Source organism: Saccharothrix australiensis (assembly GCF_003634935.1).
Taxonomy (GTDB): domain Bacteria; phylum Actinomycetota; class Actinomycetes; order Mycobacteriales; family Pseudonocardiaceae; genus Actinosynnema; species Actinosynnema australiense.
The window spans coordinates 2,818,009-2,844,683 of sequence record NZ_RBXO01000001.1 but is presented as its reverse complement, the minus strand read 5'-3'; the positions used below and the strand labels follow the sequence as shown (position 1 = coordinate 2,844,683).

At 75.1% G+C, this 26,675-nt stretch carries 27 protein-coding genes; 17 read left to right on the top strand and 10 right to left on the bottom strand.

Annotated elements, in window-relative coordinates:
- Positions 1 to 143: 143 nt before the first annotated feature.
- Together C8E97_RS13210 and C8E97_RS13205 are read left to right on the top strand one after the other, a co-directional pair.
- On the top strand, positions 144 to 1,001 hold the full coding sequence (locus tag C8E97_RS13210) for a MerR family transcriptional regulator (RefSeq protein WP_121005240.1): 858 nt from the start codon (positions 144 to 146) through the stop codon (positions 999 to 1,001).
- A 51-nt stretch (positions 1,002 to 1,052) separates the two neighbouring features.
- Complete coding sequence (locus C8E97_RS13205) at positions 1,053 to 1,340, top strand: WhiB family transcriptional regulator (protein ID WP_121005237.1); 288 nt, start codon at positions 1,053 to 1,055, stop codon at positions 1,338 to 1,340.
- Between the two features lie 153 nt (positions 1,341 to 1,493).
- On the opposite strand, the gene C8E97_RS13200 is transcribed toward C8E97_RS13205, so the two are convergent.
- The 3 genes from C8E97_RS13200 to C8E97_RS13190 all read right to left on the bottom strand — a co-directional run bounded on the left by C8E97_RS13200 (position 1,494) and on the right by C8E97_RS13190 (position 3,832).
- Positions 1,494 to 2,135, bottom strand: a complete 642-nt coding sequence (locus C8E97_RS13200; protein ID WP_121005234.1) for a sunset domain-containing protein — start codon at positions 2,133 to 2,135, stop codon at positions 1,494 to 1,496.
- Positions 2,136 to 2,154: 19 nt separating this feature from the next.
- Entirely contained in the window at positions 2,155 to 2,655 is a 501-nt protein-coding gene (locus tag C8E97_RS13195; RefSeq protein WP_147455091.1) for a hypothetical protein, read from the bottom strand.
- A gap of 526 nt (positions 2,656 to 3,181) precedes the next feature.
- Positions 3,182 to 3,832, bottom strand: a complete 651-nt coding sequence (locus C8E97_RS13190; protein WP_121005228.1) for a hypothetical protein — start codon at positions 3,830 to 3,832, stop codon at positions 3,182 to 3,184.
- A 276-nt stretch (positions 3,833 to 4,108) separates the two neighbouring features.
- Here C8E97_RS13190 and C8E97_RS13185 point away from each other — a divergent pair, with 276 nt between their 5' ends.
- Positions 4,109 to 4,429 (top strand): DUF3140 domain-containing protein, encoded by a 321-nt coding sequence (locus C8E97_RS13185; protein WP_121005225.1) that lies wholly within the window; start codon positions 4,109 to 4,111, stop codon positions 4,427 to 4,429.
- 166 nt (positions 4,430 to 4,595) lie between these two features.
- Here the strand turns inward: C8E97_RS13185 and C8E97_RS13180 are convergent, their stop codons facing one another.
- Positions 4,596 to 5,903, bottom strand: coding sequence for an NAD(P)/FAD-dependent oxidoreductase (locus tag C8E97_RS13180; RefSeq protein ID WP_121005222.1), 1,308 nt, complete (start codon positions 5,901 to 5,903; stop codon positions 4,596 to 4,598).
- A gap of 59 nt (positions 5,904 to 5,962) precedes the next feature.
- Between C8E97_RS13180 and C8E97_RS13175 the strand changes: the two genes are divergently transcribed.
- From C8E97_RS13175 to C8E97_RS13160, 5 genes are all read left to right on the top strand, one after another.
- Positions 5,963 to 6,676 (top strand): HAD family hydrolase, encoded by a 714-nt coding sequence (locus C8E97_RS13175; protein WP_121005219.1) that lies wholly within the window; start codon positions 5,963 to 5,965, stop codon positions 6,674 to 6,676.
- The gene (locus tag C8E97_RS13170) at positions 6,673 to 9,015 is read left to right on the top strand and encodes a glycoside hydrolase family 65 protein (protein WP_121005216.1); all 2,343 of its coding nucleotides are present in this window, start codon (positions 6,673 to 6,675) and stop codon (positions 9,013 to 9,015) included. The genes C8E97_RS13175 and C8E97_RS13170 overlap by 4 nt, the downstream gene beginning before the upstream one ends.
- A gap of 761 nt (positions 9,016 to 9,776) precedes the next feature.
- Positions 9,777 to 9,941, top strand: a complete 165-nt coding sequence (locus C8E97_RS34470) for a hypothetical protein (protein WP_170211791.1) — start codon at positions 9,777 to 9,779, stop codon at positions 9,939 to 9,941.
- Between the two features lie 84 nt (positions 9,942 to 10,025).
- Positions 10,026 to 11,249 carry an ABC transporter substrate-binding protein gene (locus C8E97_RS13165; protein ID WP_147455090.1) on the top strand — a complete coding sequence of 408 codons (1,224 nt, stop codon included), beginning with the start codon at positions 10,026 to 10,028 and terminating at the stop codon, positions 11,247 to 11,249.
- A gap of 406 nt (positions 11,250 to 11,655) precedes the next feature.
- Entirely contained in the window at positions 11,656 to 12,042 is a 387-nt protein-coding gene (locus C8E97_RS13160; protein ID WP_121005210.1) for a hypothetical protein, read from the top strand.
- Here C8E97_RS13160 and C8E97_RS13155 read toward each other — a convergent pair.
- Positions 11,952 to 12,710, bottom strand: coding sequence for a hypothetical protein (locus tag C8E97_RS13155; RefSeq protein ID WP_246018857.1), 759 nt, complete (start codon positions 12,708 to 12,710; stop codon positions 11,952 to 11,954). The two genes, C8E97_RS13160 and C8E97_RS13155, sit on opposite strands and share 91 nt — an antisense overlap.
- Before the next feature lie 62 nt (positions 12,711 to 12,772).
- On the opposite strand from C8E97_RS13155, the gene C8E97_RS13150 reads away from it, so the two are divergent.
- Positions 12,773 to 13,276: a DUF2087 domain-containing protein gene (locus C8E97_RS13150; RefSeq protein ID WP_121005204.1), complete on the top strand. Its 504-nt coding sequence runs from the start codon at positions 12,773 to 12,775 to the stop codon at positions 13,274 to 13,276.
- A gap of 509 nt (positions 13,277 to 13,785) precedes the next feature.
- Here the strand turns inward: C8E97_RS13150 and C8E97_RS13145 are convergent.
- The gene (locus C8E97_RS13145) at positions 13,786 to 14,607 is read right to left on the bottom strand and encodes an aldo/keto reductase (RefSeq protein WP_121005202.1); all 822 of its coding nucleotides are present in this window, start codon (positions 14,605 to 14,607) and stop codon (positions 13,786 to 13,788) included.
- An 82-nt stretch (positions 14,608 to 14,689) separates the two neighbouring features.
- Between C8E97_RS13145 and C8E97_RS13140 the strand changes: the two genes are divergently transcribed.
- Positions 14,690 to 15,184 (top strand): winged helix-turn-helix domain-containing protein, encoded by a 495-nt coding sequence (locus C8E97_RS13140; protein WP_246018856.1) that lies wholly within the window; start codon positions 14,690 to 14,692, stop codon positions 15,182 to 15,184.
- 64 nt (positions 15,185 to 15,248) lie between these two features.
- Here the strand turns inward: C8E97_RS13140 and C8E97_RS13135 are convergent, their stop codons facing one another.
- Entirely contained in the window at positions 15,249 to 16,097 is an 849-nt protein-coding gene (locus C8E97_RS13135; RefSeq protein WP_121005199.1) for a glycosyltransferase family 2 protein, read from the bottom strand.
- Between the two features lie 61 nt (positions 16,098 to 16,158).
- On the opposite strand from C8E97_RS13135, the gene C8E97_RS13130 reads away from it, so the two are divergent.
- Genes C8E97_RS13130 through C8E97_RS13110 form a run of 5 tightly spaced genes read left to right on the top strand, consistent with a single transcriptional unit; the run spans position 16,159 to position 21,766 of the window.
- Complete coding sequence (locus C8E97_RS13130) at positions 16,159 to 17,079, top strand: NAD-dependent epimerase/dehydratase family protein (RefSeq protein WP_121005196.1); 921 nt, start codon at positions 16,159 to 16,161, stop codon at positions 17,077 to 17,079.
- A gap of 31 nt (positions 17,080 to 17,110) precedes the next feature.
- Positions 17,111 to 18,727 (top strand): carbamoyltransferase family protein, encoded by a 1,617-nt coding sequence (locus C8E97_RS13125; RefSeq protein WP_121005192.1) that lies wholly within the window; start codon positions 17,111 to 17,113, stop codon positions 18,725 to 18,727.
- The gene (locus tag C8E97_RS13120) at positions 18,724 to 19,674 is read left to right on the top strand and encodes a glycosyltransferase family 2 protein (protein ID WP_121005189.1); all 951 of its coding nucleotides are present in this window, start codon (positions 18,724 to 18,726) and stop codon (positions 19,672 to 19,674) included. Before C8E97_RS13125 ends, C8E97_RS13120 begins: the two co-directional genes overlap by 4 nt.
- Positions 19,671 to 20,558 carry a glycosyltransferase family 9 protein gene (locus tag C8E97_RS13115; protein ID WP_121005186.1) on the top strand — a complete coding sequence of 296 codons (888 nt, stop codon included), beginning with the start codon at positions 19,671 to 19,673 and terminating at the stop codon, positions 20,556 to 20,558. Before C8E97_RS13120 ends, C8E97_RS13115 begins: the two co-directional genes overlap by 4 nt.
- Positions 20,516 to 21,766, top strand: a complete 1,251-nt coding sequence (locus C8E97_RS13110; RefSeq protein WP_121005183.1) for a UDP-glucose dehydrogenase family protein — start codon at positions 20,516 to 20,518, stop codon at positions 21,764 to 21,766. The genes C8E97_RS13115 and C8E97_RS13110 overlap by 43 nt, the downstream gene beginning before the upstream one ends.
- Before the next feature lie 117 nt (positions 21,767 to 21,883).
- Here C8E97_RS13110 and C8E97_RS13105 read toward each other — a convergent pair whose 3' ends face one another.
- Together C8E97_RS13105 and C8E97_RS13100 are read right to left on the bottom strand one after the other, a co-directional pair.
- The gene (locus tag C8E97_RS13105) at positions 21,884 to 22,576 is read right to left on the bottom strand and encodes an ABC transporter permease (protein ID WP_170211788.1); all 693 of its coding nucleotides are present in this window, start codon (positions 22,574 to 22,576) and stop codon (positions 21,884 to 21,886) included.
- The gene (locus C8E97_RS13100; RefSeq protein ID WP_121005180.1) at positions 22,573 to 23,475 is read right to left on the bottom strand and encodes an ABC transporter ATP-binding protein; all 903 of its coding nucleotides are present in this window, start codon (positions 23,473 to 23,475) and stop codon (positions 22,573 to 22,575) included. Before C8E97_RS13100 ends, C8E97_RS13105 begins: the two co-directional genes overlap by 4 nt.
- 107 nt (positions 23,476 to 23,582) lie before the next feature.
- On the opposite strand from C8E97_RS13100, the gene C8E97_RS13095 reads away from it, so the two are divergent.
- Both C8E97_RS13095 and C8E97_RS13090 read left to right on the top strand, forming a co-directional pair.
- The gene (locus tag C8E97_RS13095) at positions 23,583 to 24,704 is read left to right on the top strand and encodes a sensor histidine kinase (protein WP_246018855.1); all 1,122 of its coding nucleotides are present in this window, start codon (positions 23,583 to 23,585) and stop codon (positions 24,702 to 24,704) included.
- The gene (locus tag C8E97_RS13090; RefSeq protein ID WP_425470512.1) at positions 24,701 to 25,327 is read left to right on the top strand and encodes a response regulator transcription factor; all 627 of its coding nucleotides are present in this window, start codon (positions 24,701 to 24,703) and stop codon (positions 25,325 to 25,327) included. Before C8E97_RS13095 ends, C8E97_RS13090 begins: the two co-directional genes overlap by 4 nt.
- On the opposite strand, the gene C8E97_RS13085 is transcribed toward C8E97_RS13090, so the two are convergent.
- On the bottom strand, positions 25,285 to 26,667 hold the full coding sequence (locus C8E97_RS13085; protein WP_121005177.1) for an aldehyde dehydrogenase family protein: 1,383 nt from the start codon (positions 26,665 to 26,667) through the stop codon (positions 25,285 to 25,287). The genes C8E97_RS13090 and C8E97_RS13085 overlap by 43 nt on opposite strands.
- Between the last annotated feature and the right edge of the window lie 8 nt (positions 26,668 to 26,675).

The window sequence follows — 26,675 nt, the reverse complement described above, 5'->3', positions numbered from 1 at the left end:
CTGCGGCCCGCCCCGGCCCTCGTGCGGTCCGTCCCGCTTCGCCCGGTCCGCCGGTGATCAGCCGCGTCACCGCCGGCCCGGCTCGCGGCCGCTCCGGTCGTTACGATTCCGCCCGGCGGAATCGACGCGGATGGCGGTGTGCGGTGCACTGGAGTGCCGGGGCGGTCGCGCGGATGCTCGGCGTCTCACCGGTCACCCTGCGCACGTGGGACCGCCGGTACGGGCTCGGTCCGAGCAGCCGGGAAGAGGGCAGGCACCGGCGCTACAGCGAAGCGGACGTGGCTCGGCTGCGGCGGATGCTGGAGCTGACGGGCCAGGGCGTGACACCCGCGTCGGCCGCCGCCGCCGTCCTGGGCGGCGCGCCGCCGGAGCGGGCGCGGGCAGGCGGAGGTCCGCGGGCGCTGGCGGTGGAACCGGAGGAGGCGCGCGGGTTCGCCCGTGCCGCCTCCCGGCTGGACCAACCCCTGATGAGCGCGCTCGTGACGCGGTTGGTCGAGCGGGACGGCGTGGTGCGCGCGTGGCAGGACGTGCTGATGCCGTTCCTGATCGCCCTGGGCGAGCGGATCGCGGCCCAGGGGTCCGGGGTGGAGGTCGAACACCTCGCGACGGCGGCGATCACGGGCGCGCTGCGGTCGGGGTCGCCACCGGTGTCCGGGCGACTGCCCGCGCTGCTCGCCTGTGCGCCGGAGGAGCAGCACAGCCTGCCGCTCGACGTGCTGGGCGCGGCGCTCGCCGAACGCGGCTGCGCCTCGCGCGGCCTGGGCGCGCGGGTGCCGGCCGGTGCGCTGCTCGACGCGGTGACGCTGCTCGCACCCGCCGTGGTGGTGCTGTGGGCGCACGATCCGGCGTACGCGTCCCTCGCCCCGGTGGCTGACCTGCTGGAACGCGGTCAGCCGGTGCTGCTGGGCGGTCCCGGTTGGGAACCCGTGCCGCCCGGCGCGCGGTGGGTGGCGTCGTTGCCGGACGCGGTCGAGGCCGTGGTCAAGTTGAACCGTTTTTGAATCGAATTTAGGCTGGGGCGAGGGACGTTCCGACCACAGGATGTGACTCCGATGCCCGAACTCTCCCGTCTCCCGCAGCCGGTCGCCGATTCCTGGGACTGGCAGTTGAAAGGTCTGTGCCGAGGCATGGACAGCGCCCTGTTCTTCCACACGCCGAACGAGCGCGGCGCGGCCCGCGAACACCGGGAGGCCCGCGCGAAGGCGGTGTGCGCCCGCTGCCCGGTGGTGACCGAGTGCCGCGACCACGCGCTGGCCGTGGAGGAGACCTACGGCATCTGGGGCGGGCTCGGTGAGAGCGAGCTGCGCCGGCTGATCTCCCTCAACCACAAGCGGAGCTGACGACCCGGCGGGCGCGCGGCCGTCCCGGTGGGCGACCGGTCGTCATCGTCGGTGGCCGGTCGCGATCGTCGGTGCCGCCGTGCTCGTCGGTGGCCGCCCGTGATCGAGCGCGGCACGCGGTCGTGCCGCCACGGCAGGCCCTTCGCGGCTGCTTCAGTCCGCGACGGTGGACCCGACCGCGCTCTTGGGCCGCCACCGGGTGTAGCCCGCCTGCTCGGCCTCGGCGATCGAGCGGAAGCGGACGTCACCCTTCATGCGCTTGAAGTACGGCGAGTCCGGGGTGTGGAAGATCATCGACTTCGAGCTGCCCTTGACCTCGACCTCGCGCTGGTCCGGCAGCGGACCGGACCTCGTGGCCGACGTGCCGCGCGGTGCCGCGGAGTCGGCGGTCGCCCCGGCCTTGGGCTTGGTGGTCGCACGGGGGTTGGACTTGGCCATCGCTCCGGGCTTCGGCTTGGCGGGAGGCTCGGCCTTGGCGGCGGCGCTCAGCTTGACGGCGGCACCGGGCTTGACGGCGGCGCTGGGCTTGACGGCGGCGCTGGGCCTGGCGGCGGGTTCGGGAAGCTCGGCGTGCGGCGGTTCCAGTTCGGACCGGGGTCGGTCCGACAGGACCACGGCGGTCGCGGTGAGGGCCGGGCGCAGGGGCGGGCGGGTGAGCGCTGCGCACGGCGACGTGCGGGTGAGTTCGGCGCGCAGGCCGCGGATCGTGGCGCGCAGCGGCAGCCACGTGAGCGCCGCGCCCCCGAGGAACGCGAGCACGCACAGGACGAACATCTGGGCGAACAACCAGAACACTGCCACTCCTAGCTGCTGATCAGGACGTCTGCGTGGTGGGCGCGGCCGGGTCGGGGCGCTGCGACCCGACGTCGGGGATGGGCGCGCCGGTGCGGGCCGGGCCGGGTGTGCCGCCAACGCTCGCGAGCACGGCGGTGAACTCGCCCGCGCCCCGCTCGCCCACGCCCCGCTCGGCCGCGGTGGCGACCAGGTCGGCGACGGCGTCCGCCGGGACGGGCAGGCGGTCGCCGCCCGGTGCGAGCAGGTCCGTCACCCGGTGGGCGGTGGCCTCGGCGCGGACGGCGTCGACCAGGGCCCGGCGCTCGGCCTCGTCGGCGACGCCGCCCGCCAGCACCACCTCGTCGGCGCGGACGGTGAGGGTCAGCGGACCGGCCCGCGTGACCGGCGGGGCCTCGGCGGAGGGGTTGTGCCCGGCGGGCGGGACCGGCTCGGCCAGCCGCGCGCGGGCGAAAACCCCGGACGCCGCGAGGAGAGCGGGCACGACGAGAGCGCCGACGAGCCACGCTCGGGATTTCCGCACCGGGCGTTAGTACCGGAAGTGCCGCGCCGGATGCCACCAGCCCCGGCCGTACGCGCAGGACCGCTCCCGGCAATTCACCCCACCAGGCGACACGCCGCCGACCCCGCGCGAGTTCGACCGGCCGACCGGGGTAGGGTTCGGGTCCACGTGCCACGCCGGGACGAAAGCCTGTCGGCGGTCGGCGGTTCGCGGTAGGCGGCTGGCGGTTCGCGGTCGCCGGGTTCGCGGTCGCCGGCTGGCGGTTCGTGGGTCGGCGGTTCGCGGCTCCGGACGGCAGCGCCGGTCCAGGGCAGCAGCGAGGGCGGCGGCCGGGGTCGACACCGCAGCGGGTCCGCGGGCGGCGGGTCTGCGGGCGGCGGGTCCGCAGGCGGCAGGTCTGCGGGCAGCGGGTCCGCAGGCAGCAGGTTCGCCGGCGGCGGGTCCGCGAACAGCAACCGGTTCGAGGGCAGCACGCATCGCGCGGTCACGACCGGGTGGTCGGATCGCCGCCTCTCCGCACGACGTCACTCACGCCGCACGAGGTCACTCACGCCGCACGAGGCAACACCCCCGTCCGGCACCCGCAGCGGCTGCACACCGCGTGCGACGGGGCCTGCGTGATCTCCGCGAGCAGCTTCCGCGAGTCCTCGAACGTCGGCGCGCGCTGACCGGGCACCAGCAGGCTGTCCAACACCTCCTGCCACCGCCGGGCGCGGGCGCGGGACCGCTCGACCGGGTCGCGCAGCCGCGCGCGCACCCGCTCCCGCGACTGCTCCTGCGCCAGCCGCCCGGCCTCGCCCAGCGCCCGGCGCGGCCGGGGCTGGGTGAGCCGCGCGTTGCGGCGGTTGACCCGCCACCACTGGCCCAGGCTCATGCCGGCGACCGGGGGGCGCGCCCGCCGCGCGCCCCCCTGCCACCACGACCGGAGCCGCGCGCGGAGGAAGTCGTGCGCAACCTGGTCGCGGTTCCTGGGGCTGCCCTGCCTGCTCCCGTCGGGCTTGTGGTCCACGGCCGCCAGCAGGGCGTCGACGCTCCACCCCTCGCCGAACCAGGGCGCGACGACCGCGCGGACACCCGCGCGGTCGGCGTCGACCCAGTTCGCGCGCAGGCAGAACGCCTCGACGGCCGTGTCGATTTCGAGGTCGGTCTCGGGGATGACACGGCCGGGCCACTGCCGGGGATCTAGCTGTACGCGCATCCCTAGCTCCCTTCCGAACGCGTACCGAACACCTGTTCGACATAGTGCCAGGGGGGTACGACAATTCGGAAGACACCGCGCTGACCAGCCGAAATACCGGCGTTCGGCGCGCGTCGGCACGCCGCGGTGAGCACCCGCCCGGCAGGCGCCGCACAGCGTCCGGCCGGAGCACCGCGCCCCTCGGTCGACCGCTCGCCGGACGATCGCCGGCCACCACGGCCGGTCGGCCGGCGAAACGGGGTTTCGGACGCGGTCCGAGCGGCAACCCTGGGCCTCATGAGCGACACCCTGTGGGACGAGTTCCACCGAGTAGTGAACATGACCTCGCACGAACTGGAGGACTGGCTGCGCACCCGCTCGGCGGACGAGGACAGCGAGGAGCTGCCGGACCAGGCGGGCACCCCGACCGGTCAGGAGGTGCTGCGGGTGCTGCGCAAGCGCCGGACCGACCTGACCACCGACGACATGCGCGTGATGCAGAAGGTGGTCGACCGCGTCCACGCGCAGCGCCGCGACGACCTGGAGCCGACCGCCGGCGAAGCGCACTGGCGGCACCGGTTGATGTCCATCGGGCACGACCCGCTCAAGCCGGCCTGACCCCGGACCGGGCGCGTCGCCACGACGGCGACCGGCGGTCCGGCACCACCGAACCCGACCCGGAACGGCCGGACTCCGCCGGCCACACCGCCCGGCCGCGCGTGGCCGGGCTTCTTCGTGCGCACGGGCAACCCCGCGAACAGCGGACGCCGCCGGGGCGCGCGGCTCAGCGGTGCGCCGCCGGGCCCGCGTCAACCCGGTCCGCGTCGGCCAGGCGCACGCCCGACGCGGGCACCAGCCCGAACTGCACGACCTGCCGGGGCGCGAGCAGCTCGGTCAGCCAGTCGGCCGCCACCCGCACCCGGTTGCCCGGCATCGCCAGCAGGTGGTACGCCTTCGCCACGAGCTTCGCGGGCAGGCCGGTCAGCGGCACGTGCAGCGGGTCTGCCACCGCCTGGCCGCCGCCCAGGTCCACGACGAACCCCAGGTCGCGGTGCCGGTAGGGCCGGGCCTCGCCGTAGCCGAGCGACGCCGCCACGTTCCGCGCCGCGAGCCTGCCCTGCCGCTCGGCGTGCTGCGCGGTCATCGGCGTCGGCTTGCCCTGGTTGTAGGCGTCCGGCACGGAGGCGACGTCGCCCGCCGCGAACACGTGCGGGTGGTCGGGCACGTGCAGCTCCTCCCCCACCACCAGGCGGCCCTTCTCGGTGGGCAGGTCGACCGACGACACCAACGGGTCCGGTCGCACGCCCACGCACCAGACGACGGTGCGGGTCGGGATCTCCGTGCCGTCGGTGAGCTTCGCGCAGGTCTCGGTCACCGCGGCCACGCTGGTCTTCAGCCGCACCTCCACGCCGCGGTCGCGCAGCACGCGCAGCGCGGGCCCGGACAGCCGCTCGTCCAGGCCGGGCAGCACGCGCGGCGCCAGGTCGACCAGCACCCAGCGGACCGGCGGCAGGCCGGGTCGGCCCCGGCGCGCGGCCTCCGTCAGCTGCCTGCCCTGGGCGACCAGCTCGGTGCCGGTGTACCCGGCCCCGACCACGACGAACGTGGCGCGGGCGGCCCGTTCGACGGGGTCGTCGGCCTGCTCGGCGAGTTCGAGCTGGCGCAGGACGTGGTCGCGCAGGAACACCGCCTCGGCGACCGACTTGAACCCGAGCGCGTGCTCGGCCACGCCCGGCACGGACATCAGCCGCGTCACGCTGCCGGAGGTGAGCACGATCCGGTCCCACCCGACCACCCGCTCGCGGCCTTCCACGTCGACCGCCGTGCACGTGCGCGCCGCGAGGTCCACGCTGGTCGCATGCGCCTGGACGAGCCTGGTCCGGGGGAGCTTGGGCCGCAGCGGCACCGCCACCCGGCGCGGGTCCAGCGTCCCGCCCGCGACCTCCGGCAGCAGCGGCACGTACAGCATGTAGTCGGTGGGGTTGACCGCGACCAGTTCGGCCGCGTCCGGCGGGAGTGCCCGCTCCAGCCCGCGCAGGCAGTGGTAACCCGCGAATCCCGTGCCCACGACCAGCACCCGTGGCTTGCCCATGGTGCGACCACCTCCCGGCAGGCGGGGTACCCCGCGACGGGACCGGGTAGACACGCAGCATGAGACTCGGCTTGCCGGACGGGATCACCGCCTGCCTCTTCGACCTCGACGGGGTGCTGACCAGCACCGCCGTCCTGCACCGCCGCGCCTGGCGGCGCACGTTCGACGACTACCTGGGGCCACGGGGCTTGCCGCCGTTCACCGAATCCGACTACCTCGCCTACGTGGACGGCCGGCCGCGCTACGACGGCGTGCGGGCGTTCCTGGCGTCGCGGGGCGTCACCGTGCCCGAGGGCGCGCCGGACGACCCGCCGGACGCCGACACCGTGCACGGCATCGGCAACCGCAAGAACGCGCTGATCGACGCGATCATCCGGGACGAGGGCGTGACGCCCTACCCCGGCACGGTGCGCTACCTGGACGCCGCGCGGGGGCGGTTCCGGATCGGCGTGGTGACGTCGTCGGCGAACGCCACCCGCGTGCTGGACGCGGCCGGCCTCTCGTCGTACGTGCAGGCCCTGGTGGACGGCGTCGTGATCAGCCGGGAGAGGCTGCTGGGCAAACCCGCGCCGGACTCGTTCGTCGCCGGGGCGAGGATGCTGGGTGTGGAGCCGGCGCACGCCGCCGTGTTCGAGGACGCGCTGGCGGGCGTGCGGGCGGGTCGCGCGGGTGGTTTCGGGTACGTGGTGGGGGTGGACCGGGTGGGACAGGCGGAAGCGCTGCGGGAGAACGGGGCGGACGTGGTGGTCGAGGACTTGGCGGAACTCCTGTGACGGGGTACGACATCGGGCCGTGGTCGTTGCGGTGGCGTGGCCTGTCGGTGCCCCAGCTCCGCCGCACGGAGTCGACGTTCGCGCTGTCCAACGGGCACATCGGGATGCGGGGCACGTTGGACGAGGGCGAGCCGCGCGGCCTGCCCGGCACCTACCTGAACGGGTTCTACGAGGAGCACGCGCTGCCCTACGGCGAGGCGGGCTACGGCTACCCGGAGGCCGGGCAGACGGTCGTGAACGTCACCGACGGCAAGGTGATCCGCCTGCTGGTCGAGGACGAGCCGCTGGACATGCGCTACGGGCGCGCCCTGGAGCACGACCGGGAGCTGGACTTCCGCTCGGGCACGCTGCGCAGGCGCACGCTGTGGGAGTCGCCCACCGGCCGCCGGGTCGTGGTGCGCAGCGAGCGGCTGGTGTCGTTCACGCAGCGCGCGGTCGCCGCGATCCACTACGTGGTGGAGCCCGAGGACGCGCTGCAACTGGTCGTGCAGTCGGACCTGCTGGCCAACGAGCCGGTGGAGCACCGGCCCGGCGACCCCAGGGTGGCGGCGGCGCTGGACGCGCCGCTGGTGGGCGACTTCGCGTGGGCGCAGGGCGCGCGGGCGGTGCTCGCGCACCACACGCGGCACTCCGGGCTGCGGATGGCGGCCGGGATGGACCACGAGCTGGACACCCACGAGGGCCTGCGCACCGGCATCCACGCCGAGGGCGACCTGGCGCGGTTCACCGCCGCCGTGGACGTGCCCGCCGGCGGCGCGCTGCGGCTGACCAAGTACCTCGGCTACGGGTGGTCGGCGCAGCGGTCGGTGCCCGCGCTGCGCGCCCAGGTCGACGCGGCGCTGGCGGGCGCGCGGCAGACCGGGTGGGAGGGCCTGCTGGCCGAGCAGCGGGCGTTCCTGGACGACTTCTGGGAGGTCGCGGACATCGAGGTGGTCGGCGACGACGAGTTGCAGCAGGCGCTGCGGTTCGCGTTGTTCCACCTGCTCCAGGCCGGGGCGCGCGGCGAGACGCGGGCCATCGCGGGCAAGGGCCTCACCGGGCCCGGCTACGACGGGCACGCGTTCTGGGACACCGAGATGTTCGTGCTGCCCGTGCTGACCTACACCGTGCCGGACGCGGCGCGCGACGCCCTGCGGTGGCGGCACTCCACTTTGGACAAGGCGCGCGAGCGGGCCGACGTGCTGGGCCAGCGCGGTTCGGCGTTCCCGTGGCGGTCCATCAACGGCGCGGAGTGCTCGGCCTACTGGCCGGCGGGCACGGCGGCGTTCCACGTGTCCGGCGACGTCGCGCACGCCGTCGCCCAGTACCTGGCGGCGACGCGGGACACCGAGTTCGACCGGGAGTGCGGCACGGAACTCCTGGTGGAGACCGCCCGGTTGTGGATGTCGTTGGGGCACAACGATCCACACGACGGTTTCCGCATCGACGGCGTCACCGGGCCCGACGAGTACTCGGCGATCGTGGACAACAACACCTACACCAACCTGTTGGCGCAGAAGAACCTGCGGTCGGCGGTGGAGGCGTGCGAGCGCAACCCGGACATCGCCGGGACGCTGCGGGTCGGGGCGGACGAGGTCGCCGCGTGGCGCGAGGCGGCCGAGCGGATGCGGATACCGTTCGACGCGATGCTCGGCGTGCACGAGCAGGCCGAGGGGTTCACCGCGCACGCCGAGTGGGACTTCGAGGGGACGCGGCCCGAGGACTACCCGCTGCTGCTGACCAAGCCGTACTTCGACCTGTACCGCAAGCAGGTCGTCAAGCAGGCGGACCTGGTGCTGGCGATGCACGTCCGGGGCGACGCGTTCAGCGCCGAGGAGAAGGCGGCGAACTTCGCCTACTACGAGGCGCGGACCGTGCGCGACTCGTCGCTGTCCGCGGGCACGCAGTCGGTGCTGGCGGCGGAGGTGGGCCACCTCCAACTGGCTTACGACTACCTGGCCGAGGCGGCGTTCACCGACCTGCACGACCTGCACGACAACGTCCACAACGGACTGCACATGGCGTCGCTGGCGGGCGCGTGGATCGGGTTGGTGGCCGGGTTCGGGGGGATGCGCGACCACAGCGGGCTCACCTTCGCGCCCCGCCTGCCACCCGGCCTGGAGCGGATGGCGTTCCGGATGTCGTTCCGGGGCACCAGGTTCTCCGTCAGCGTGACGCGGGACGAGGCGACCTACCGCATCGTGTCGGGCGGTCCGCTGCGCACGGCGCACCACGGCACGCCGATCGAGGTCGGGCCGGACGAGCCGGTGAGCCTGCCCGTGCCGGACCCGCCGACGCCGCCGGAGGTGCGGCAGCCCGCGGGGCGCGCACCCGCCAGGCGCTTCCCGCCGGGCGGCTGAGCCGAACGCCGAACGCGGTGCGCGCCCGGCACATCCGGCCCGTGGTCGGGGGGCGGGCGCGCACCGCCGACACCTCGCGGGCCACCTGCCGTTCACCGCGCCGAAAAGGACAGTCGCCCGCCGTCATCGCTCGCTGACCGCCTGCCACTGCCCATCGCCACCGTCCACTGCCGGTATCCGTTGCCCCGCAAGGTGCCCGGCCGGCGCTCCTGGGGGGAGTGGAGCACCGGCCGGGACTTGCCGGCGGCCTCTGGGGGGCGGTGGCCGCCTACGCCATCATCGTGGGCACGGGCGGCCCCGTTACGCCGATCACGTGTTGTGGCGTCGTGCTCATTCGCTGTGCTCGCGCGGGAGGCGGGGCGACGCACCGGGCGGCTCCCCCGGCGTGGTGCTCATGCGCGGCGGGTCGGCCGTAGCGGTCGCCCGTAGTACTCGGGCGCAGTGGTCGGCCGCAGTGCTCGGGCTCAGTGCTCGGGCGCGGTGCTCGGGCGCGGTGATCGGCCGCAGTGCTCGGGCGCGGTAATCGGGCGCGGTGCTTGGGCCGCGGTCCTCGGGCAGGCAGCACCGACGGAGGCTCCGGTGGGCTCGGGCGAGGTGTCGGGGTGTCGTGCGGCCTGGGCGAGCGGCGGGAGGCGTCACCGGTCCAGAGGACGCGCACGAACAATCGTGACCGCAGTATTGCGGCTTTTGGCGGCAATCGAGTAACCCACACAGGTGAGTCGGGCAGCGCCGGACGGCTCCGCCGGACAGTATCCCGAAACGTGAGTTCAACACCGATCTACGACGAGTTGGCGGCCACCTACCTCGCCGACCTCGACTTCGGCGCCCTTGAGCACGCGGAGCAGGCAACCGGGCGGCGGGCCGGGGGCACCGCGACGCCGCCCCCGCCGGCCGATCCCCAGTCCGGCGAACGGGCGAATGCCTGATCTTGACACCCCGTCCCGCGCCAAGGTAGGACCACTGACATCCGTTGGACGAGGCCGCCGCCTGTGTCGAAGGGTGCGAGCGGCATGCGTGTTCGGGCACTGCTCACGGCGATACTCCTGCTCGCCGTCGCGGCGTGCGGCGGCGACGCCACCCCGGAACCGGTCGAGCGGGTCACGCTGACCTGGTGGGACTACCTCGACCACTCCCCCACCGCCGACCACGCCGTGGAGGCACTGGTCAAGCGCTACCAGGACGCGCACCCCGGCGTGGAGATCCGGCGGACCGCCGTGCCGCGGCCCGAGTTCGCCGCGCGGCTCGACGAGGCCGCCGCGGCGGGCTCCTTCCCGGACATCGCGGTGGTCGACCTCGCCGCGCTGCCCCGGCTGGCCGAGCAGGAGGCGCTGGCCGACCTGACGCCCCGGTTCGCGTCGTGGGACCTCCGGGACCGGTTCCTCGGCCCGGTGCGGGACAGCGTCCGGCACCGGGACAGGTTCTACGGCGTGCCGCTGCGCACCGGCACCACCGCCCTGCTCTACAACCGGGCGCTGTTCGAGGCGGCCGGTGTCACCACGCCGCCCGGCACGTGGGAGGAGCTGCGCGGCACCGCGAAGGCGCTGACCGCGGAGGGCCGTGCCGGGCTGTGCTTCGCCGCGCCGGAGGGCGAGGACCTGACCGCGAACTACCTGTCGTTCCTGTGGCAGGCGGGCGGCGACGTGCGCGACGTCGGCGGCGACGCGTCCGTGCGTGCGCTGTCCTTTATGGACACGCTGGTGAACGTCGACCGCAGCGCGCCGGCGGACGCGCTGCGGTGGACCAACGCCGACGCCGAGCGCGAGTTCGCCGCCGGCCGCTGCGCGATGATGATCAACGGGCCGTGGGCGGTGCCCTCGATGAACCAGGCGGGGCTGGACTGGGTGTCCGCCGCGCTGCCGTCCGGGCAGGCGGGCCACGCGGCGGCGCTGAGCGGTGAGGCGTGGGTGCTCGGGCGGGACGGGCGGCATGCCGACCGGGCGTGGGACGTGCTGCGCTGGCTGGCCGAGGAGCGCGCCAACGCGACCGAGTTCGGCGCGGCGCTGCACGCGCTGCCCAACCGCACCGACACCGTCGACGACCCCGGCTGGCAGTGGGACCCGAACGTGCCCGCCTTCGCGGCGCAGCTGTCCGCCGCGCGGCCCGCGTACGGGCCCAGGTACCCGCAGGTGTCGGAGGCGATCTGGACCATGACGCACCAGGTGCTGGCCGGGGAGCGGTCACCGGCCGACGCGGCGGGCGACGCGCGGGCCAAGCTCGAACCGCTGCTGCGCTGACGCGCGGGTGGCCCGCGTCCGGCGGGCGGCTCGGGTGGGCGCGGGCGGGTGGTGCGGGTGGCTCGGGCTCCCGGACCGGCACGGACCGGTCGGGCGGCACGGACCGGCCGGGTGGCACGGGCGGTGCGTGCCGTGCGACGGCGGCGCGGACGGCACCGGCGGCGGCGCGGCGGGTGCGGTGCGGTGGCACAGGTGGCGCGGGCGGCCACCACTCCCCCGCGCCACCGCCACCGCGCCCCGAGCGAACCGTCCGCGCCCACCGCCGTGCCGCCCGCACCGGTACCACCCGCGCCCGCCGCCATGCCACCCGGCGTCGACTCCACCCGAAAGTGCGGATCGTCCCTTTCCGGTGGCGCAAAGTGACCGAACCGGACATGCGCGAGGACCGCGCGGGTACTCCGCCTCCATGCGGAACCAGGCACCGGTGAAGGACCGCACCGGGAACCAGGACAAGACCGGGAACAGGTCGCGGCCCAGCCGCGCGCAGCTGCTCGCGTTGCTCGTCGGCCTGTTCCAGATCGCATTCGCGCTGCTGCCCGTGCTGCCGCTCGCCGAGGGGCACCACGCGCTGCACATCTGCACCGGGCTGGCCGGTGTCGTCCTCGCGTGGCGGCACGAGCACGCGCGCCTCTACGGGGTCGCGCTGCTGCTGGTCTACGGCAAGCTCCTCTTCGACGACATGAACGCCTCCACCACGTGGCTTCAGCTGCCGACGCTGGACACCGTCGCGTACGGACGGTCCGCGGTGGCCGGTCTGGTCATCGTGCTGGTGCCCGCGTTCGGCCGGCGGTAGTCGCCCGCGGTCATCGTGCCGTCCGGGTGGAAGCGCAGCTTGGGGCTGGCGCTACGGGCGATCGACTCGAACATCACCAGGTCGGCGGGCGTCGTCGGGCGCCAGTACATGTGCGCGCCGTGGGTGACCCCCATGTCCATGCCGATCATGGTCTCCACGGCGACGTCGTACCGCCGCTCGCTCAGCGCCCGCCCGCCGGACGCGCGGATGTCGAACACGTCGTGGTCGCCGGTCAGCGGGCGCAGCCTGCCCCACCGGTCGAACCCGTGCACCACCCCGTCACGCACGAGGTATTCACCACGGCGTTCCAATTGGGCCATCTTCGCGCCGAGCGCCGTGAACTCGTCGCGCCGCTGGGCGAACCGGCTCAGCAGCCGTTCCGTGACACCGTGGCGGGGTAACAGCGGGCGGAAGAAGCCGACCAGCCCGCGGTGCTTCGACCGCGCTCCCAGCCGGACGTCCAGGTCGTCGATGGTCTTGGCCTTCACCGGCGCCGGCTTGGGCAACGCGCCGCCTCGCAGCCACGCCACGGCGTGCGGGTTCGTGGCCCGCACGTCGATGACGAGGTCCTGCTCCGCGGCCACCTGCTGGAACTTGCGGGCGTGTTCGGTGGGCATCCCGAAGACGGGCTCCACCGACGCCAGGGGGAAGAGGTGATCAGTGCGCACGGGTATTAAGGTCCGCCCCGAAAGCGCGTGCACCAGAGCACCGGGTCCGGTTAGCTCTTGACGTGACTCCTGAGGCGCTGGTCGGTCTGCTCGCCGACCCCATGAGACTCCGGGTCGTGGCCGCGCTCGTGCTCGGTGCCCGCGATCCGGCGGAGATCGTCGACAAGACCGGTGTGGACGCCCGCCGGGTGGACGCCGCGCTGCGCAGGCTGCGCGCCGCCGGGCTGGTGGCGGGGCGGCCCGGTGAGCTGCTGGTGCGGCAGGACCTGTTCGAACAGGCCGGTCGGGTGGAACGGACGCCGGGCGATCCGTTCCTGAGGGACGGTCGGCTGCTCAGGCTGCCCGCCCAGCGCGGACGGCGGCGGACCGTGCTGGAGCGGGTCTGCACGGCGTTCGAGCCGGGCAGGCACTACACCGAGCGGGAGGTGGTGGACGTGCTGCGCGGGTGGTGCGACGGCGGCGAGGTCGACCACGTGACGGTGCGCCGGTACCTCGTGGACGAAGGGCTGCTGGACCGGGCCGACGGGCGCTACTGGCGCTCCGGCGGCCCGGTCGAGACCGACTGAGCCCCCGTCTCGCGGCTGCACGTGGCCTGCCCCGCCGGGCCCGGCGCGGGGCCGGCGGGAGAGGGGCACGCCGTCCGGTCGCGCGGTCGGCGGGCCGGCGGGGCGGGGAGCGCGGACGGCCGACCCGGATCCGCGGGCGACGCGGGAGCGCCGGCGCGGGCCGGTCGTCCGGTGGCGGGGTGTCCGGACCGGGGCTGCCGCGCCGCGCCCGCCGCCGCGCACCAGAGCCGCACCCGTCCGGGGCGACCCCGCGCGGGGGCCGTCCGCGCCGGGGCGACCGCCGCACGCGAGCCTGCACCGCGTGTCGCGGGGTACATTCGGCCGGCATCCGCGGCGGGTCCGGCCGGCGTGCGCGACGGACCCGGTCGGCGTCCGTGGGCAGTGCCGGCCGGCGTGCGCGGCGGGTCCGGCCGACGCGCGCGGTGCCGGTCAGCGGGCGCGGCACACCCGGCCGGCACACCCGGCCGGCGTCCGCGACGGACCCGATCGGCGTCCCCGCGCGGTGCCGGTCAGTTGAACTCGTCGGGGTGCGGGCCCGTCCGCTCGCCCGTGTCCAGCCCCGCGATGCGGTCCAGGTCCTCCTCGTCGAGCGCGAAGTCGAACACGGCGAAGTTCTCCGCGATGCGGCTCGGCGTCACCGACTTGGGGATCACGACGTTGCCAAGCTGGAGGTGCCAGCGCAGCACCACCTGCGCCGGCGTGCGGCCGTGCTTGTCCGCGATGGCCGTCAGCACCTCGTTCCGCAGCAGCTCGCCGCCTTGCGCCAGCGGGCTCCACGCCTCGGTGGCGATGCCGCGCTCGGCGTGGAATGCGCGCAGCTCCCGCTGCTGGAGGCGGGGGTGCAGCTCGATCTGGTTGACGGCGGGCACCATGCCGGTCTCCTCGATCACGCGTTCGAGGTGCGGTTTCTGGAAGTTCGACACGCCGATCGCGCGCACCCGCCCGTCCCCGAGCAGCTTGCCCAGCGCGCGCCAGCTGTCGACGTACCGGTCCCGAACCGCGGCGGGCCAGTGGATCAGATAGAGGTCGACCCGGTCCAGGCCGAGCTTGCCGATGCTGGTGTCGAACGCGCGCAGCGCCTCGTCGTAGCCCTGGTCGGTGTTCCACAGCTTGGTGGTGACGAACAGCTCGTCCCGCGCGACGCCGGACGCGGCGAGCGCCCGGCCGACCGGCTCCTCGTTGCCGTAGGCCGCGGCCGTGTCGATGCTCCGGTAGCCCACGCGCAGCGCCTCGGACACCGCGGCTTCCGTGTCCTCAGTGGACACCTGGAACACGCCGAAACCGAGCTGCGGCATGGTGACGCCGTTGTTGAGGGTGATGGTCGTCGTCATGGGCCCATCATGCCCGCTGTCAACGGCTCCCACTTGCTGGACGGCGTTGACGCCCCACCCGCGCGCCTGGTCCGATCCGGGTGTGGCTGTCGTGAAGGCTATCCCCGACGTGACGACCGTCGACGTCACGGTCGTCATCCGCCTCAGCGCGCCGACCGCACAGGCCGCGGACGCGGCGACCCGACTCGCCGAGGCGCTGCGCCGCGCGCTGGACCTCCCGCACGCGGACGTGGTGGTGGACCTGCCGGTGCCCCGCGCCGAGCCCGAGCTGCGCATCCTGGCCGATTCCAGGCGGGTGCTGCACCGGGGGGTGGACGTGGAGCTGACCAGGCTGGAGTTCGACCTGCTGCACCACCTGTGCACCCACCCGCGCCAGGTGCACCGCCGCACCGCGCTGATGAACAACGTGTGGGGTGCGACCAGTTTCGTGGACACCCGGACGGTGGACGTGCACGTGCGCCGCATCCGGCGGAAGCTGGGCGACGCGGCGTCCCTCATCACCACCGTCCGTGGTGTCGGCTACCGGATGGACAACCCGTTCTCGGTGTCCGTGGAACACGACTCGCTGGCCGGCTGAGGGCCCCGGAACGGACCGCTGCCCGGCCCGCGACCCGCGACGGGTCCTCCGCTGAGAACCGCGCTCAGCCCAGCAGCGCGATCTGGCGTTCCACGTCCGCGGGCAACCGTCGCCGGTGCCACGCCACGGCGGGCAGCCGCGCCACCGCCTCGCCCAGCGCCGCGCGGGCGACGCGGTCGGTCAGCCCGCGCCGCGCCAACTCCACCGCACCACCCCACGCGACCGCGAGCGGGCGGCGCAGCCAGGTCGTCAGGAGGTCGTTGCGCAGCTCCCGGCGCCGGCCCGCCGTACCGGGCGGTCGCGAGCGCGACGGCTGGTGGTGCGCCACCACGTCGGCCACGTAGGCGCACGCCCACCCGGCCGCCGCGAGGTCCCACGAGAACAGCCGCTCCTCGCCCCGGAAGAACAGCACCGGGTGGAAGCCGCCGACGCGCAGGAACGCCGCGCGCCGGACGATCGCGCCGCAGCACATGAAGCCCAGCACCGCCGGTCCGGGCAGGTCGGGCGGTGTGCCCAGGGCCGAGTCGGCCATCACGGCGCACATCGGGTCGTCGCGGCCCTCGGGCTCCACCACGGTCCGCGCGGCGACCAGACCCAGCCTGGGGTGCCGGTCGAACAGCGCCTCCGCGCGGCGCAGGGCGTCCGGGGCCCACCACGAGTCGTCGTCGCTGAACGCCACGTACGGCGTCCGGGCGCGGCGGACGCCCGCGTTGCGCGCGAGCGCGCCTTCGTTGCGCCCGAGCGGCAGCACCTCCACGTGCGGGAAGTCCCGCCGGACCCGCTCGACCGTGTCGTCCGACGAGCCGTTGTCCACCACGATCACCGGCACGTCCAGCACGGCGAGCCTGGTCAGCGTCCTGGTCAGCTCCTCCACCCGGTCGCGGGTCGCGATCACCACCGTCGTATCGGCCACCGCCGGGTACTACCCGCGATCCGGGTGGTTACACGCCGAATCCACGGGTAGGCCCTTCGACATGGGCTTCCAACGAGCGGTGGTGACCGGCGGGGCGGGGTTCCTGGGTTCCCACGTGTGCGAGGCGCTGTTGCGCCGGGGCGCCGGCGTGGTGTGCGTGGACGACTTCCGCACCGGGTCGCCGGACAACGTGCCGGAGGGCGCGGGGCTGGTGGTGGCCGACGTAAGCAAGCCGCTCAACCTGCTCGGGCCGGTCGACCTGGTGCTGCACCTGGCGTGCCCGGCGTCGCCGGTCGACTACCTGCGCACGCCGGTGGAGACGATGAAGTCGGGCGGTTTCGGCACCCTGCACGCGCTGGAGCTGGCCGCCCGCAAGGGCGCGCGGGTCGTCGTGGCGTCGACCAGCGAGGTGTACGGCGACCCGCTGGAGCACCCGCAGCGGGAGACGTACTGGGGCAACGTCAACCCGATCGGGCCGCGCAGCGTCTACGACGAGGCCAAGCGGTTCGGTGAGGCGTTGACCTGCGCGTTCCGTCGGGAGCACGGCGTGGACACGGGCATCGTGCGGATCTTCAACACCTACGGCCCCCGGATGCGGCCCGACGACGGCCGGATGATCCCGACGTTCGTGCGGCAGGCCCGCGCGGGCGTGCCGCTGACCGTGCACGGCGACGGCAGCCAGACGCGCTCGCTGTGCCACGTGGACGACCTGGTGCGCGGGCTGCTGACGATGGCCGACTGCGACCACCCCGGCCCGGTCAACCTGGGCAACCCGGAGGAGGTCACGGTGCTGGAGGTGGCGCGGCGCGTGATCGAGGTGACCGGCGGCCGGTCCGGCGTCCGGCACGTCGAGCCGATGGAGGACGACCCGCGCCGCCGGCGGCCCGACATCTCGCTGGCCCGCGAGGTGCTGGGCTGGCAGCCCGAGATCGACCTCGCCGAGGGGCTGCGCCGCTCGTTCGGCCGCCACCTCGTCGGGTAGTCCCACGCCAACGGACGAAAGGGGTAGGACCGTGCGCGTGCTCGGAATCAACGCCGTCTTCCACGACCCGGCGGCGGCGCTGGTCGTCGACGGCCGGATCGTGGCCGCCGCCGAGGAGGAGCGCTTCTCCCGCCGCAAGCACGGCAAGCGACCCGTGCCGTTCTCGGCCTGGGAGCTGCCGGAGCAGGCCGCCCGCTGGTGCCTCGCGCACGCGGGCCTGGCACCCGGCGACCTCGACGCCGTCGCCTACTCCTACGACCCGTCGATGGTCCCGCCGGACAGCGACGTGCCGTGGGAGGACCTGCGCACCGAGTACGCCCGCCGCGCGCCGCAGTTCCTCGCCACCGCGCTGCCGGGGCTGGACCCGGCGATCGTGCGGTTCGTGCCGCACCACGTGGCGCACGCCGGCTCGACCGGGCTGGCCGCGCCGTTCGACGGCGACTGCGCGGTGCTGGTGTCCGACGGTCGCGGCGAGTGCGGCTCGCACCTGGCGGGCAGCTATCGCGGTCACCGGTTGGAAATCCTTGCCGCGCAACAGCTCCCGCACTCGCTCGGGTTGCTCTACGAGGACCTGACCGAGCACCTGGGCTTCCTGCGGTCCAGTGACGAGTACAAGGTGATGGCGCTGGCCTCCTACGCGCCGCCGACGCACCTGGACCTGATGCGCGAGCACATCGCGGCCACCGGCGACGGCGGGTTCACCGTCACCCCGGTCGACTGGGCGACGCTGGCGAAGCGGCGCGGGCCGGACGACGAGGTGACGCGCGAGCACGCGGAGCTGGCGGCGAGCGTGCAGGTGCGGGTGGAGGAGGTGCTGCTGGACCTGGTGCGGTGGCTGCACGGGCTGACCGGTCAGCGCCGGCTCACGATGGCCGGCGGTGTCGCGCTGAACTGCGTGGCGAACACCCGGATCTTCGCCGAGGGGCCGTTCGAGGAGGTGTGGGTGCAGCCGGCCGCCGGTGACGCCGGCACCGCGCTGGGCGCCGCGCTGCACGTCGCGGCGCACGAGGGCGAGCCGGCCGCGCCGATGCCCGGCGCGGACCTCGGCCGCGGGTGGAGCGACGACGAGGTCGAGGAGTACCTGCGGCGGGCGAAGATCGCCTACGAGGAGCCCGCGGACGTGGCCGACGCCGTCGCGGAGGCGTTGGCGGAGGACCGGGTCGTGGCGTGGTTCCAGGGTCGCAGCGAGTACGGGCCGCGCGCGCTGGGACGCCGCTCGCTGCTGGCCAACCCGTGCCACGCGGGCAACCTGGCGCGGCTCAACGAGGTGAAGGGGCGGGAGCAGTTCCGGCCGATCGCGCCGATGGTGCTGGCGGAGCGGGCGCACGAGCTGTTCACCCGCGGCCCGATCCCCAGCCCCTACATGCTCTTCGTGCACGACGTCCGTCCGGAGTGGAGGGACCGCATACCGGCGGTGGTGCACGTGGACGGCACCGCGCGGGTGCAGACCGTCGACCCGGCGCGGGAACCGCTGATGGCCCGCGTGCTGACCGGGTTCGCCGAGCGCACCGGTGTCCCGGTCGTGGTGAACACGAGCCTGAACACGGCGGGCCGGCCGATGGTCGACGACCCGCGCGACGCGCTGGAGTGCTTCGGCTCCGCGCCGGTCGACGTGCTGGCCATCGGGCGATTCGTGGTGCGGCGATGAGCCCCGACTACGCGGTGGTGATCCCCACCGTGGGACGCGACAGCCTCACCGTCGTGCTCGACGCCCTGGAGCGCGGCTCCGGACCGCCCCCGCGCGAGGTGATCGTGGTGGACGACCGGCCGGAGCCGGGACCGCTGCCGCCCACCCGCGGCGCGCGCGTGCTGCGCAGCGGCGGCCGTGGCCCGGCCGCCGCCCGGAACGCGGGCTGGCGCGCCGCGTGCTGCGAGTGGATCGCGTTCCTGGACGACGACGTGGTGCCGCCGCACGACTGGAAGCGGCGGCTGGCCGACGACCTGGCGGGCCTGGACCTGGACGTCGCGGGGTCGCAGGCGCACCTCACCGTGCCGCTGCCGGACGACCGCAGGCCGACCGACTGGGAACGCGGCACGGCCGGCCTGGCGGAGGCCCGGTGGATCACCGCCGACATGGCCTACCGGCGGGCGGCGCTCGCGCACGTCGGAGGGTTCGACGAGCGGTTCCCCCGCGCCTACCGGGAGGACGCCGAGCTGGCGCTGCGCCTCCAGGACGAGGGTTACCGGATCGTGCGCGGCGCGCGGCGGACCACGCACCCGGTGCGGGCCTCGGACTTCTTCGCCAGCCTGCGCCAGCAGCGCGGCAACGCCGACGACGCGCTGATGCGCCGGCTCGTCGGCGAGGGGTGGCGCGAGCGCATCGGCGGCCACCCCGGACGGCTGCGCCGGCACGCCGTCACCACCGCCGCCGGCGCGCTGACCGTGCTGCTGGGGCTGCTGCGGTCGAGGGCGGCGCTGGTGACCGGCGCGGTGTGGGCGGCGCTGACCGCCCGGTTCGCCGCCGAGCGCATCCTGCCCGGTCCCCGCACCGGCGACGAGGTGCTGCGGATGGTGGTGACCAGCCTGGCCATCCCGCCGGCCGCGTGCGCCCACCGCCTGCGCGGCGAGCTGCGCCACCGGGCGGTGCGGCGATGAGGGTGCTGGTGCTGCGCGCCCTGGGGCTCGGCGACCTGCTCACGGCCGTGCCCGCGCTGCGCGGCCTGCGCAGGGCGCACCCGGACGCGGAGATCACCCTCGCCGCGCCCGGCTGGCTGGCCGACGCGGTGGACCGGGTCGAGGCGGTGGACCGCCTGCTGCCGACGCCGGGCCTGGTGCCGCTGCGGTACGAGGAACCCGACCTGGCGGTGAACCTGCACGGCCGCGGCCCGCAGAGCACCGAGGCGCTGCGCGTGACGCGCCCCGGACAGCTCGTCACGCACGGTACGCACGTGCCGTGGCGCGACGACCTGCACGAGGTGGACCGCTGGTGCCGGCTGCTGATGCTGCACGGCATCCCGAGCAACCCCGACGACCTGCGGCTGCCCTGGACCGCGGCGGCCACCGGCGACGTCGTGGTGCACCCCGGCGCGAGCCACGGCGCGCGGCGCTGGCCGGTGGAGCGGTACCGGGCGGTCGTGCGGGCCCTCGGCCCGGACGTGGTGGTCACCGGCAGCCCCGCCGAGGCCGACCTGGTGGCGGCGGTGGCGGACGGGCGCGCCCGCACGTCCCTCGGCAGCCTCTCGTCCCTGCTGGACCTGGTCGCCGGAGCGCGCTTGGTGGTGTGCGGCGACACGGGCGTGGCCCACGTCGCCACCGCCTACGGCACGCCGTCGGTGGTGCTGTTCGGGCCGGTGTCGCCTGCGCGCTGGGGACCGCGCGGCGGGCCGCACCGGGTGCTGTGGCACGGCACCACCGGCGACACGTTCGCCGACCGGCCGGACCCCGGCCTGCTGCGGATCACGGTCGAGGAAGTCCTTGCGGCGACGGGAGGTGCGCTTTGCCCCGGATCGGAGTCATCGGCGCGGGCTATGTCGGTCTGACCACGGCCGCGTGCTTCGCCCACCTCGGGCACCGCGTGGTGTGCGCGGACGTGGACGAGCGCAAGGTCGCGGCGTTGCGGCGGGCCGAGATCGGCGCGCACGAGCCGCGGTTGGCGGAGCTGGTCGAGGAGGGCGTGCGGACCGGTGGGCTGTCGTTCACCACGGACAACACCGAAGCGCTCGCGGACGCGGAGTTCGCGTACCTGTGCCTGCCCACGCCCACCGGCGAGCACGGCGAGGCCGACCTGAGCGCCATCGACGCCGTGCTCGACCAGGTCGAGCCGGCGGGCTGCGTGCTGGTGGTGAAGTCGACGGTGCCCATCGGCACCGCCGACCGGATCGCCCGCGCGCAACGAGTGCCGGTGGTGTCGAACCCCGAGTTCCTGCGCGAGGGCCACGCCGTGGACGACTTCCTGCGGCCACAGCGGATCGTCGTCGGCGCGGACGACGAGACCGCCGCGCGCCGGGTCCTGGACCTCTACCCGGACGCGCCCGCCCTGGTCACCGACCGGGCCAGCGCCGAGCTGGTGAAGTACGCCAGCAACTGCTTCCTGGCGATGAAGCTGTCCTACGTCAACAGCCTCGCCGAGCTGTGCGAGCGGGCGGGGGCCGACATCGACGACGTCACCGAGGGCATGCGGCTGGACGAGCGCATCGGCGCGGCCTTCCTGCGCCCCGGACCCGGATGGGGCGGCTCGTGCTTCCCCAAGGACACCAGGGCGCTGCTGTCCACATCGGACGACGCGCACGTGGACTTCCCCCTGCTGCGAGCGACGATCGACACCAATGAGCGCCAGGCGCACCGCGTGGTGGAGAAGGTCCGCGAGGTGACCGGCCCCCTGGCGGGAACGCGGATCGGGCTGCTGGGGTTGACGTTCAAGGCGGGCACCGACGACTTGCGCGACTCGCCCGCCCTCGCGGTGGCGGACCTGCTCGCGGGCGAGGGCGCGGTGCTCGCGGGCTACGACCCGTGCGTCACGCGCGACATCGGGCCGGTGCGCGTGCGCGGTACCGCGCTCGACGCCGCGCGGGACGCGTCCGCCCTGGTGGTGCTGACCGAGTGGCCGGAGTTCGCGGAGCTGGACTGGCCCGCCGTCGCGGCCGGGATGGGCCGGCCGGTCATCGTGGACACCCGCAACCTGCTCCCGGTGGACAAGGTCACGGAGAGCGGCATCCGGCTGGTGGCGACCGGGCGGCACGTCGACTGAGGCCGCGGCACGTGCGGGCCGCCCGGCACGCGTCCGCCGGGCGGCCCGACACCCCCGGTCCTCCCCCGTCGTCACGGCCGTCCAGGCACCGGCTCCGGGCACCGGAACTCCCCGGCGTCAGGTCCGGGCGTCCCAGCGGAACACCCGGAACGACAGCGCGCAGCCGACGGCCGTCCAGGCGAGCAGGGACAGGGCGGCCAGGCCGGGCCGGCCCCCGGCGCCCCAGGCGGCGGCCACGAGGTCGGCCATGCCGCCGCCGGGCACCAGCAGGGCGCGGACGTCGGTCGAGTTCAGCGCCCACAGCCCGCCGCCCACCAGGACGAAGAAGAACGGCCCCGTGGTGATCTGGGCCAGCTCGGCGGTCGACGTGACGCCGCTGGTGGCCACGCCCGCCGCGCAGCACATCGCCGCCCCGCCCACCACGGCCAGGGCCAGCAGCTCCGGCCGGGCGGGCAGCGGCGCGCCCGCCACCAGGCCGACGGCCAGCAGCAGCACCACCTGGACCAGCGCCAGCAGCACCGCGGGCAGCAGTATCCCGGTCAGCACCACGGAGTCCGACGCCGCGCCCGTGCGCAGGCGCTTGAGGTAGAGGGTCTGCCGGCGCGACGCCAGCGAGGACGTCGTCGTCACGTAGACGGTGAAGCCCAGGACGCACACCAGGGCCAGCATGATGGCCACCGGCCACCCGTCGTCGCCCAGCGCCAGCGTGAAGTAGCCGCCCATCAGCAGCGGCATGACGATCGCGAGGCTCGCGGCGGTGCGGTTGCGCAGCAGGAGCTTCAGCTCCGCCAGTCCCAGTGCGGCGATCACGCGGCGATCACCCCCCGGCCCGCACGGGCCGCGTGGAAGACGTCCTCCAGCGACGCGTGGTGCGCGCGCAGCCTGCCGAGCGCGAGGCCGTCGCGGCGGGCCCAGGACAGCAGCACGTCCAGGTCGTCCTGGAGCTGCCGGGTGCGGATGTCCACCCGGCCCGACGGCACGTGCACCACGTCGCCGGACAGCATCGGCAGCGCGCTCACGTCGAGCCGGTCGGGCAGGTCGAACGAGATCCGGGCCGGGTGGGCGGCCAGCACGTCCACCAGCGCGCCGGACTCCGCGACCACGCCCTCGTGCATGATCGCCAGCCGGTGCGCCAGCGACTCGGCCTCCTCCAGGTAGTGCGTGGTGAGCAGGACGGTCGTGCCCCCGGCCAGCAGGTCGCGCACGACGTCCCAGGTGCGCTGCCGGGACTCCGGGTCGAGGCCGGTGGTCGGCTCGTCCAGGAACAGCAGCTCGGGCTCGCCCAGCACGGCCAGCAGCAGGTCCAGCCGCCGCCGCTCGCCGCCGGACAGCTGCTTGATCCGCACGTCCCGCCGGTGGGCGAGGTCGAGCCGCTCCAGCGCGTCGGCGTGGTCGCCGCGCCGCCACAGGCGGGCCATCTCGGCCACCGTCAGCTCGGCCGGGAACCCGCTGTCCTGGAGCATGACGCCGGTGCGCGCCCGGATCGCGGCCCGGTCGCGGCTCGGGTCCACGCCCAGCACCCGCACCCGGCCAGCGCTGGGCGCGCGCAGTCCCTCCAAGGTCTCCAGCACGGTGGTCTTGCCCGCGCCGTTGGTGCCCAGCAGCGCGAACAGCTCGCCCTCGTGCACCTGGAGGTCGATGCCGCGCACCGCCTCGAAGTCACCGTAGCGGCAGCGCAGCCCCGCCACGTCGATCACCGGATTCCGCATGGTCCCATGCTCGCGGTGGCCGGCGGCCGGGGTCAGTGCCGTCGCGCACCGGTCGATGTGACAGATGTCAGCAGACGCCGGGGACGCCCGGCTCGTAGATTCGTGCCGTGACACAGCTCAACACCCTCCGGCGCTGGACCTGGTGGTCGGTGCTCGGCGCGGGCGCGATGGTCGTCGGCATCACCGCGTTCGACCTGTCCACCGGGCGGTACGGGTGGTTCGCGGTGCCGCTCGCGGTGGCCGTCGCGGTGGTCGGCGTCCAGCACACCCGGTACCTGCGGCAGGCCATGCACGGGGTGGGGCGCGGCGGGCGGCGGACCGGTGAGCACCTGGCGACGTTCGCGGTGGCGCTCGGCGCGCTCGCGCTGGCCGCCGTGAACAGCCCCGTGCCGATGGTGTGGTACCTGCTGCCGGCGGCGGTGGTCGCGCACGTCGTGTCCAGCCGGCCGACCGGCGCGCGGTGGGTGGTCGTGACGGGCGGCACGGTCGCGGCGCTGCTCACCGGCGGCGCGCTGTGGTCGTCGAACGCGGTCGAATCGCTGGTGCTGCCCGCCGTGCTGATGAACGCGTTCGTGTTCGCCGACCTGGCGCAGCTGTGGTTCTGGGACGCGGTGCTGCGCCTGGACCGGGCGCGGCAGACCGCCGAGGCGCTGGCCGTGGCCGAGGAGCGGCTGCGGTTCGCGGCCGACCTGCACGACATCCAGGGCCACCACCTCCAGGCGATCGCGTTGAAGGGCGAGCTGATCTCGCGGTTGATCGGCCGGGACGACGCGGCGGCGCGCGGGCACGCGGACGAGGTCGCCGAGCTGGCCAGGACGGCGCTGCGGGAGACCCGCGAGGTCGTGCAGGGCTACCGGCGGGCCAGCCTCGGCACGGAGATCGCCAACGCGGTCGGCGTGCTGCGCGCGGCGGGCATCGAGACGGCGGTGACCGGGGACGCCTCGGACGTGCCGCCGCCGTTGCAGCCGCTGTTCGGCGCGCTGGTGCGGGAGGGCACGACGAACGTGCTGCGGCACAGCCTGGCGCGGCGGTGCGCCGTCGACATCAGCGTGCGCGACCGGCAGGTGAGCGTGCGGCTGAGCAACGACGGGGTGCGGCCGGAGGACGCCGGCGAGCACGGCGCGGGGCTGGCGGGGCTGCGGGAGCGGTTCGCCACCGTGGGCGGGCGGATCGAGGTCGGCGCGGACGGGCCGGACGGGTTCGCGCTGCTCGGGCTGGTGCGGTCGTGACCGGTGCGCCGGTGGCCGCCGGCATCCGGGTCGTGCTCGCCGACGACGAGGACCTGATCCGGGGCGCGCTGGCCGCGCTGCTCGAACTGGAGGACGACCTGTCGGTGGTCGCCCAGGTCAGCGACGGCGACGCGGCCGTCGCCGCGGTGCGCGCCCACCGGCCCGACATCGCGGTGTTCGACCTGGAGATGCCGGTGCGCGACGGCGTGCTCGCGGCCGAGGCCGTGCGGGACCTGGCGGGCGTCGCGGTCGTCATCGTCACGCGGCACGCGCGGCCCGGCGTGCTGCGCCGCGCCCTCAGCGCCGGTGTGCGCGGGTTCGTGCCGAAGACGACGCCCGCGACCAAGCTCGCCTCCATCCTGCGGGACGTGCACGGCGGTCGGCGTTACGTGGACTCGGAGATCGCCGCCGCCGCCCTGACCGAGGACGCGTGCCCGCTCACCGCCCGCGAGCTGGACGTGCTGCGGCACGCCCTGCGCGGCGGCACCGTCAGCGCCATCGCCCGCGAAGCGCACCTGGCCGCCGGCACGGTGCGCAACTACCTGTCCTCCGCGATGACCAAGCTCGGCGTGCGCACCCGCTACGAAGCCGCGCGCCTCGCCTGGGAAGAGGGCTGGATCTGAGCGACGTGCACCACCTTCGTGGTGGTCATCTCGTCGAGCAGCTCCGGGCCGTACCCGAACCCCGTGCCGGACAGCCGGCGCGGCTGGGCCGCGCCGCCGGGCGCGCCGCCGAAGACCGCGTTGACCTTCACCGTGCCCACCGGCAGCCGCCGCCACGCCTGCTGGGCGTGGGTCATCGACGCGGTCAGCACCGTGGCCGCGAGCCCGTGCTCGTCGTCCGCCGCCTCGGCCAGCCCCTGCTCGAAGGACGCCACCACCCGCACCGGCGCGACCGGGCCGAACGTCTCCTCGCGCATCACCCGCAGGTCGGGCGCGCACCCCTCCAGCACCGTCGCCGGGTAGAACGCCCCGCCGCCGTCCGGCACGACACCGCCGGTCAGCACCGACGCGCCGGCCGCCTCCGCCTCGGTCACGTGGGCGTGCACGTGCGCCCGGTGCCGCACGTCGACCAGCGGCTGCGGCGTCCAGTCGCGGGCGGCCTTGCACAGGGCCGCCACGAACTCCTCGGCCACCGCCTCGTGGACGTAGATCCGCTCCACCGACGTGCACAGCTGCCCGGCGTTGGTGAAGGCGCCCAGCGCGGCCTGCTCCGCCGCCCACACCGGGTCCACGTCGGAGTCCACCACCAGCGGGTCGTTGCCGCCGTTCTCCAGCAGCGCCTTCGCGCCCGTGGCGGCCGTCGCGGCGGCGATCGACCGGCCCGTGGCGGTGCCGCCGACGTGCGCGACCACGTCCACGTCGCGGTCCGCCGCCAGCCGCGCGCCCACCGGCCCGTCACCGGTCACGCTCTGCAACACCCCGTCCGGGAACTCCGGCCCCAGCAGCTGGCCGAGCAGCATCCCCACGTGCGGGCAGCGCTCGCTCGCCTTGTGCACCACTGTGTTCCCGGTGACCAGCGCCGCGCCCAGCAGTCCGCACGCCACCGCCACCGGGTCGTTCCACGGCGTCAGCGCCACCACCACGCCGCGCGGCTCGGGCACCATCAGGTCGGTCGCGTCCCACGAGCCCAGCAGCGACCGCCCCCGGTGGACCGGGCCCAGCTCGGCGTACTGCTCCAGGGTCGACGCGCCGGCCAGCACGCCCTCCTGCGCGGAGTCGAACGGGCGGCCGGTCTCGGACTCCACGAGGTTGGCCAGCTCGCCCGCGTGCGCGCGCACCGCGGTCGCCGCCGCGCGCAGCGCCGCGCCCCGCTCGGCGGCCGGTGTCGCGGCCCAGCCCGGCTGCGCGGCGCGGGCGGTGCGCAGCGCGCGCGCCAGGTCCTCCTCCGACGCGACGGGCAACCAGCCGACCAGTCGGCCGTCGAGGGGGCTGTGGACGTCGAGGGCGCGCATGTCGGTCATGCCGACCG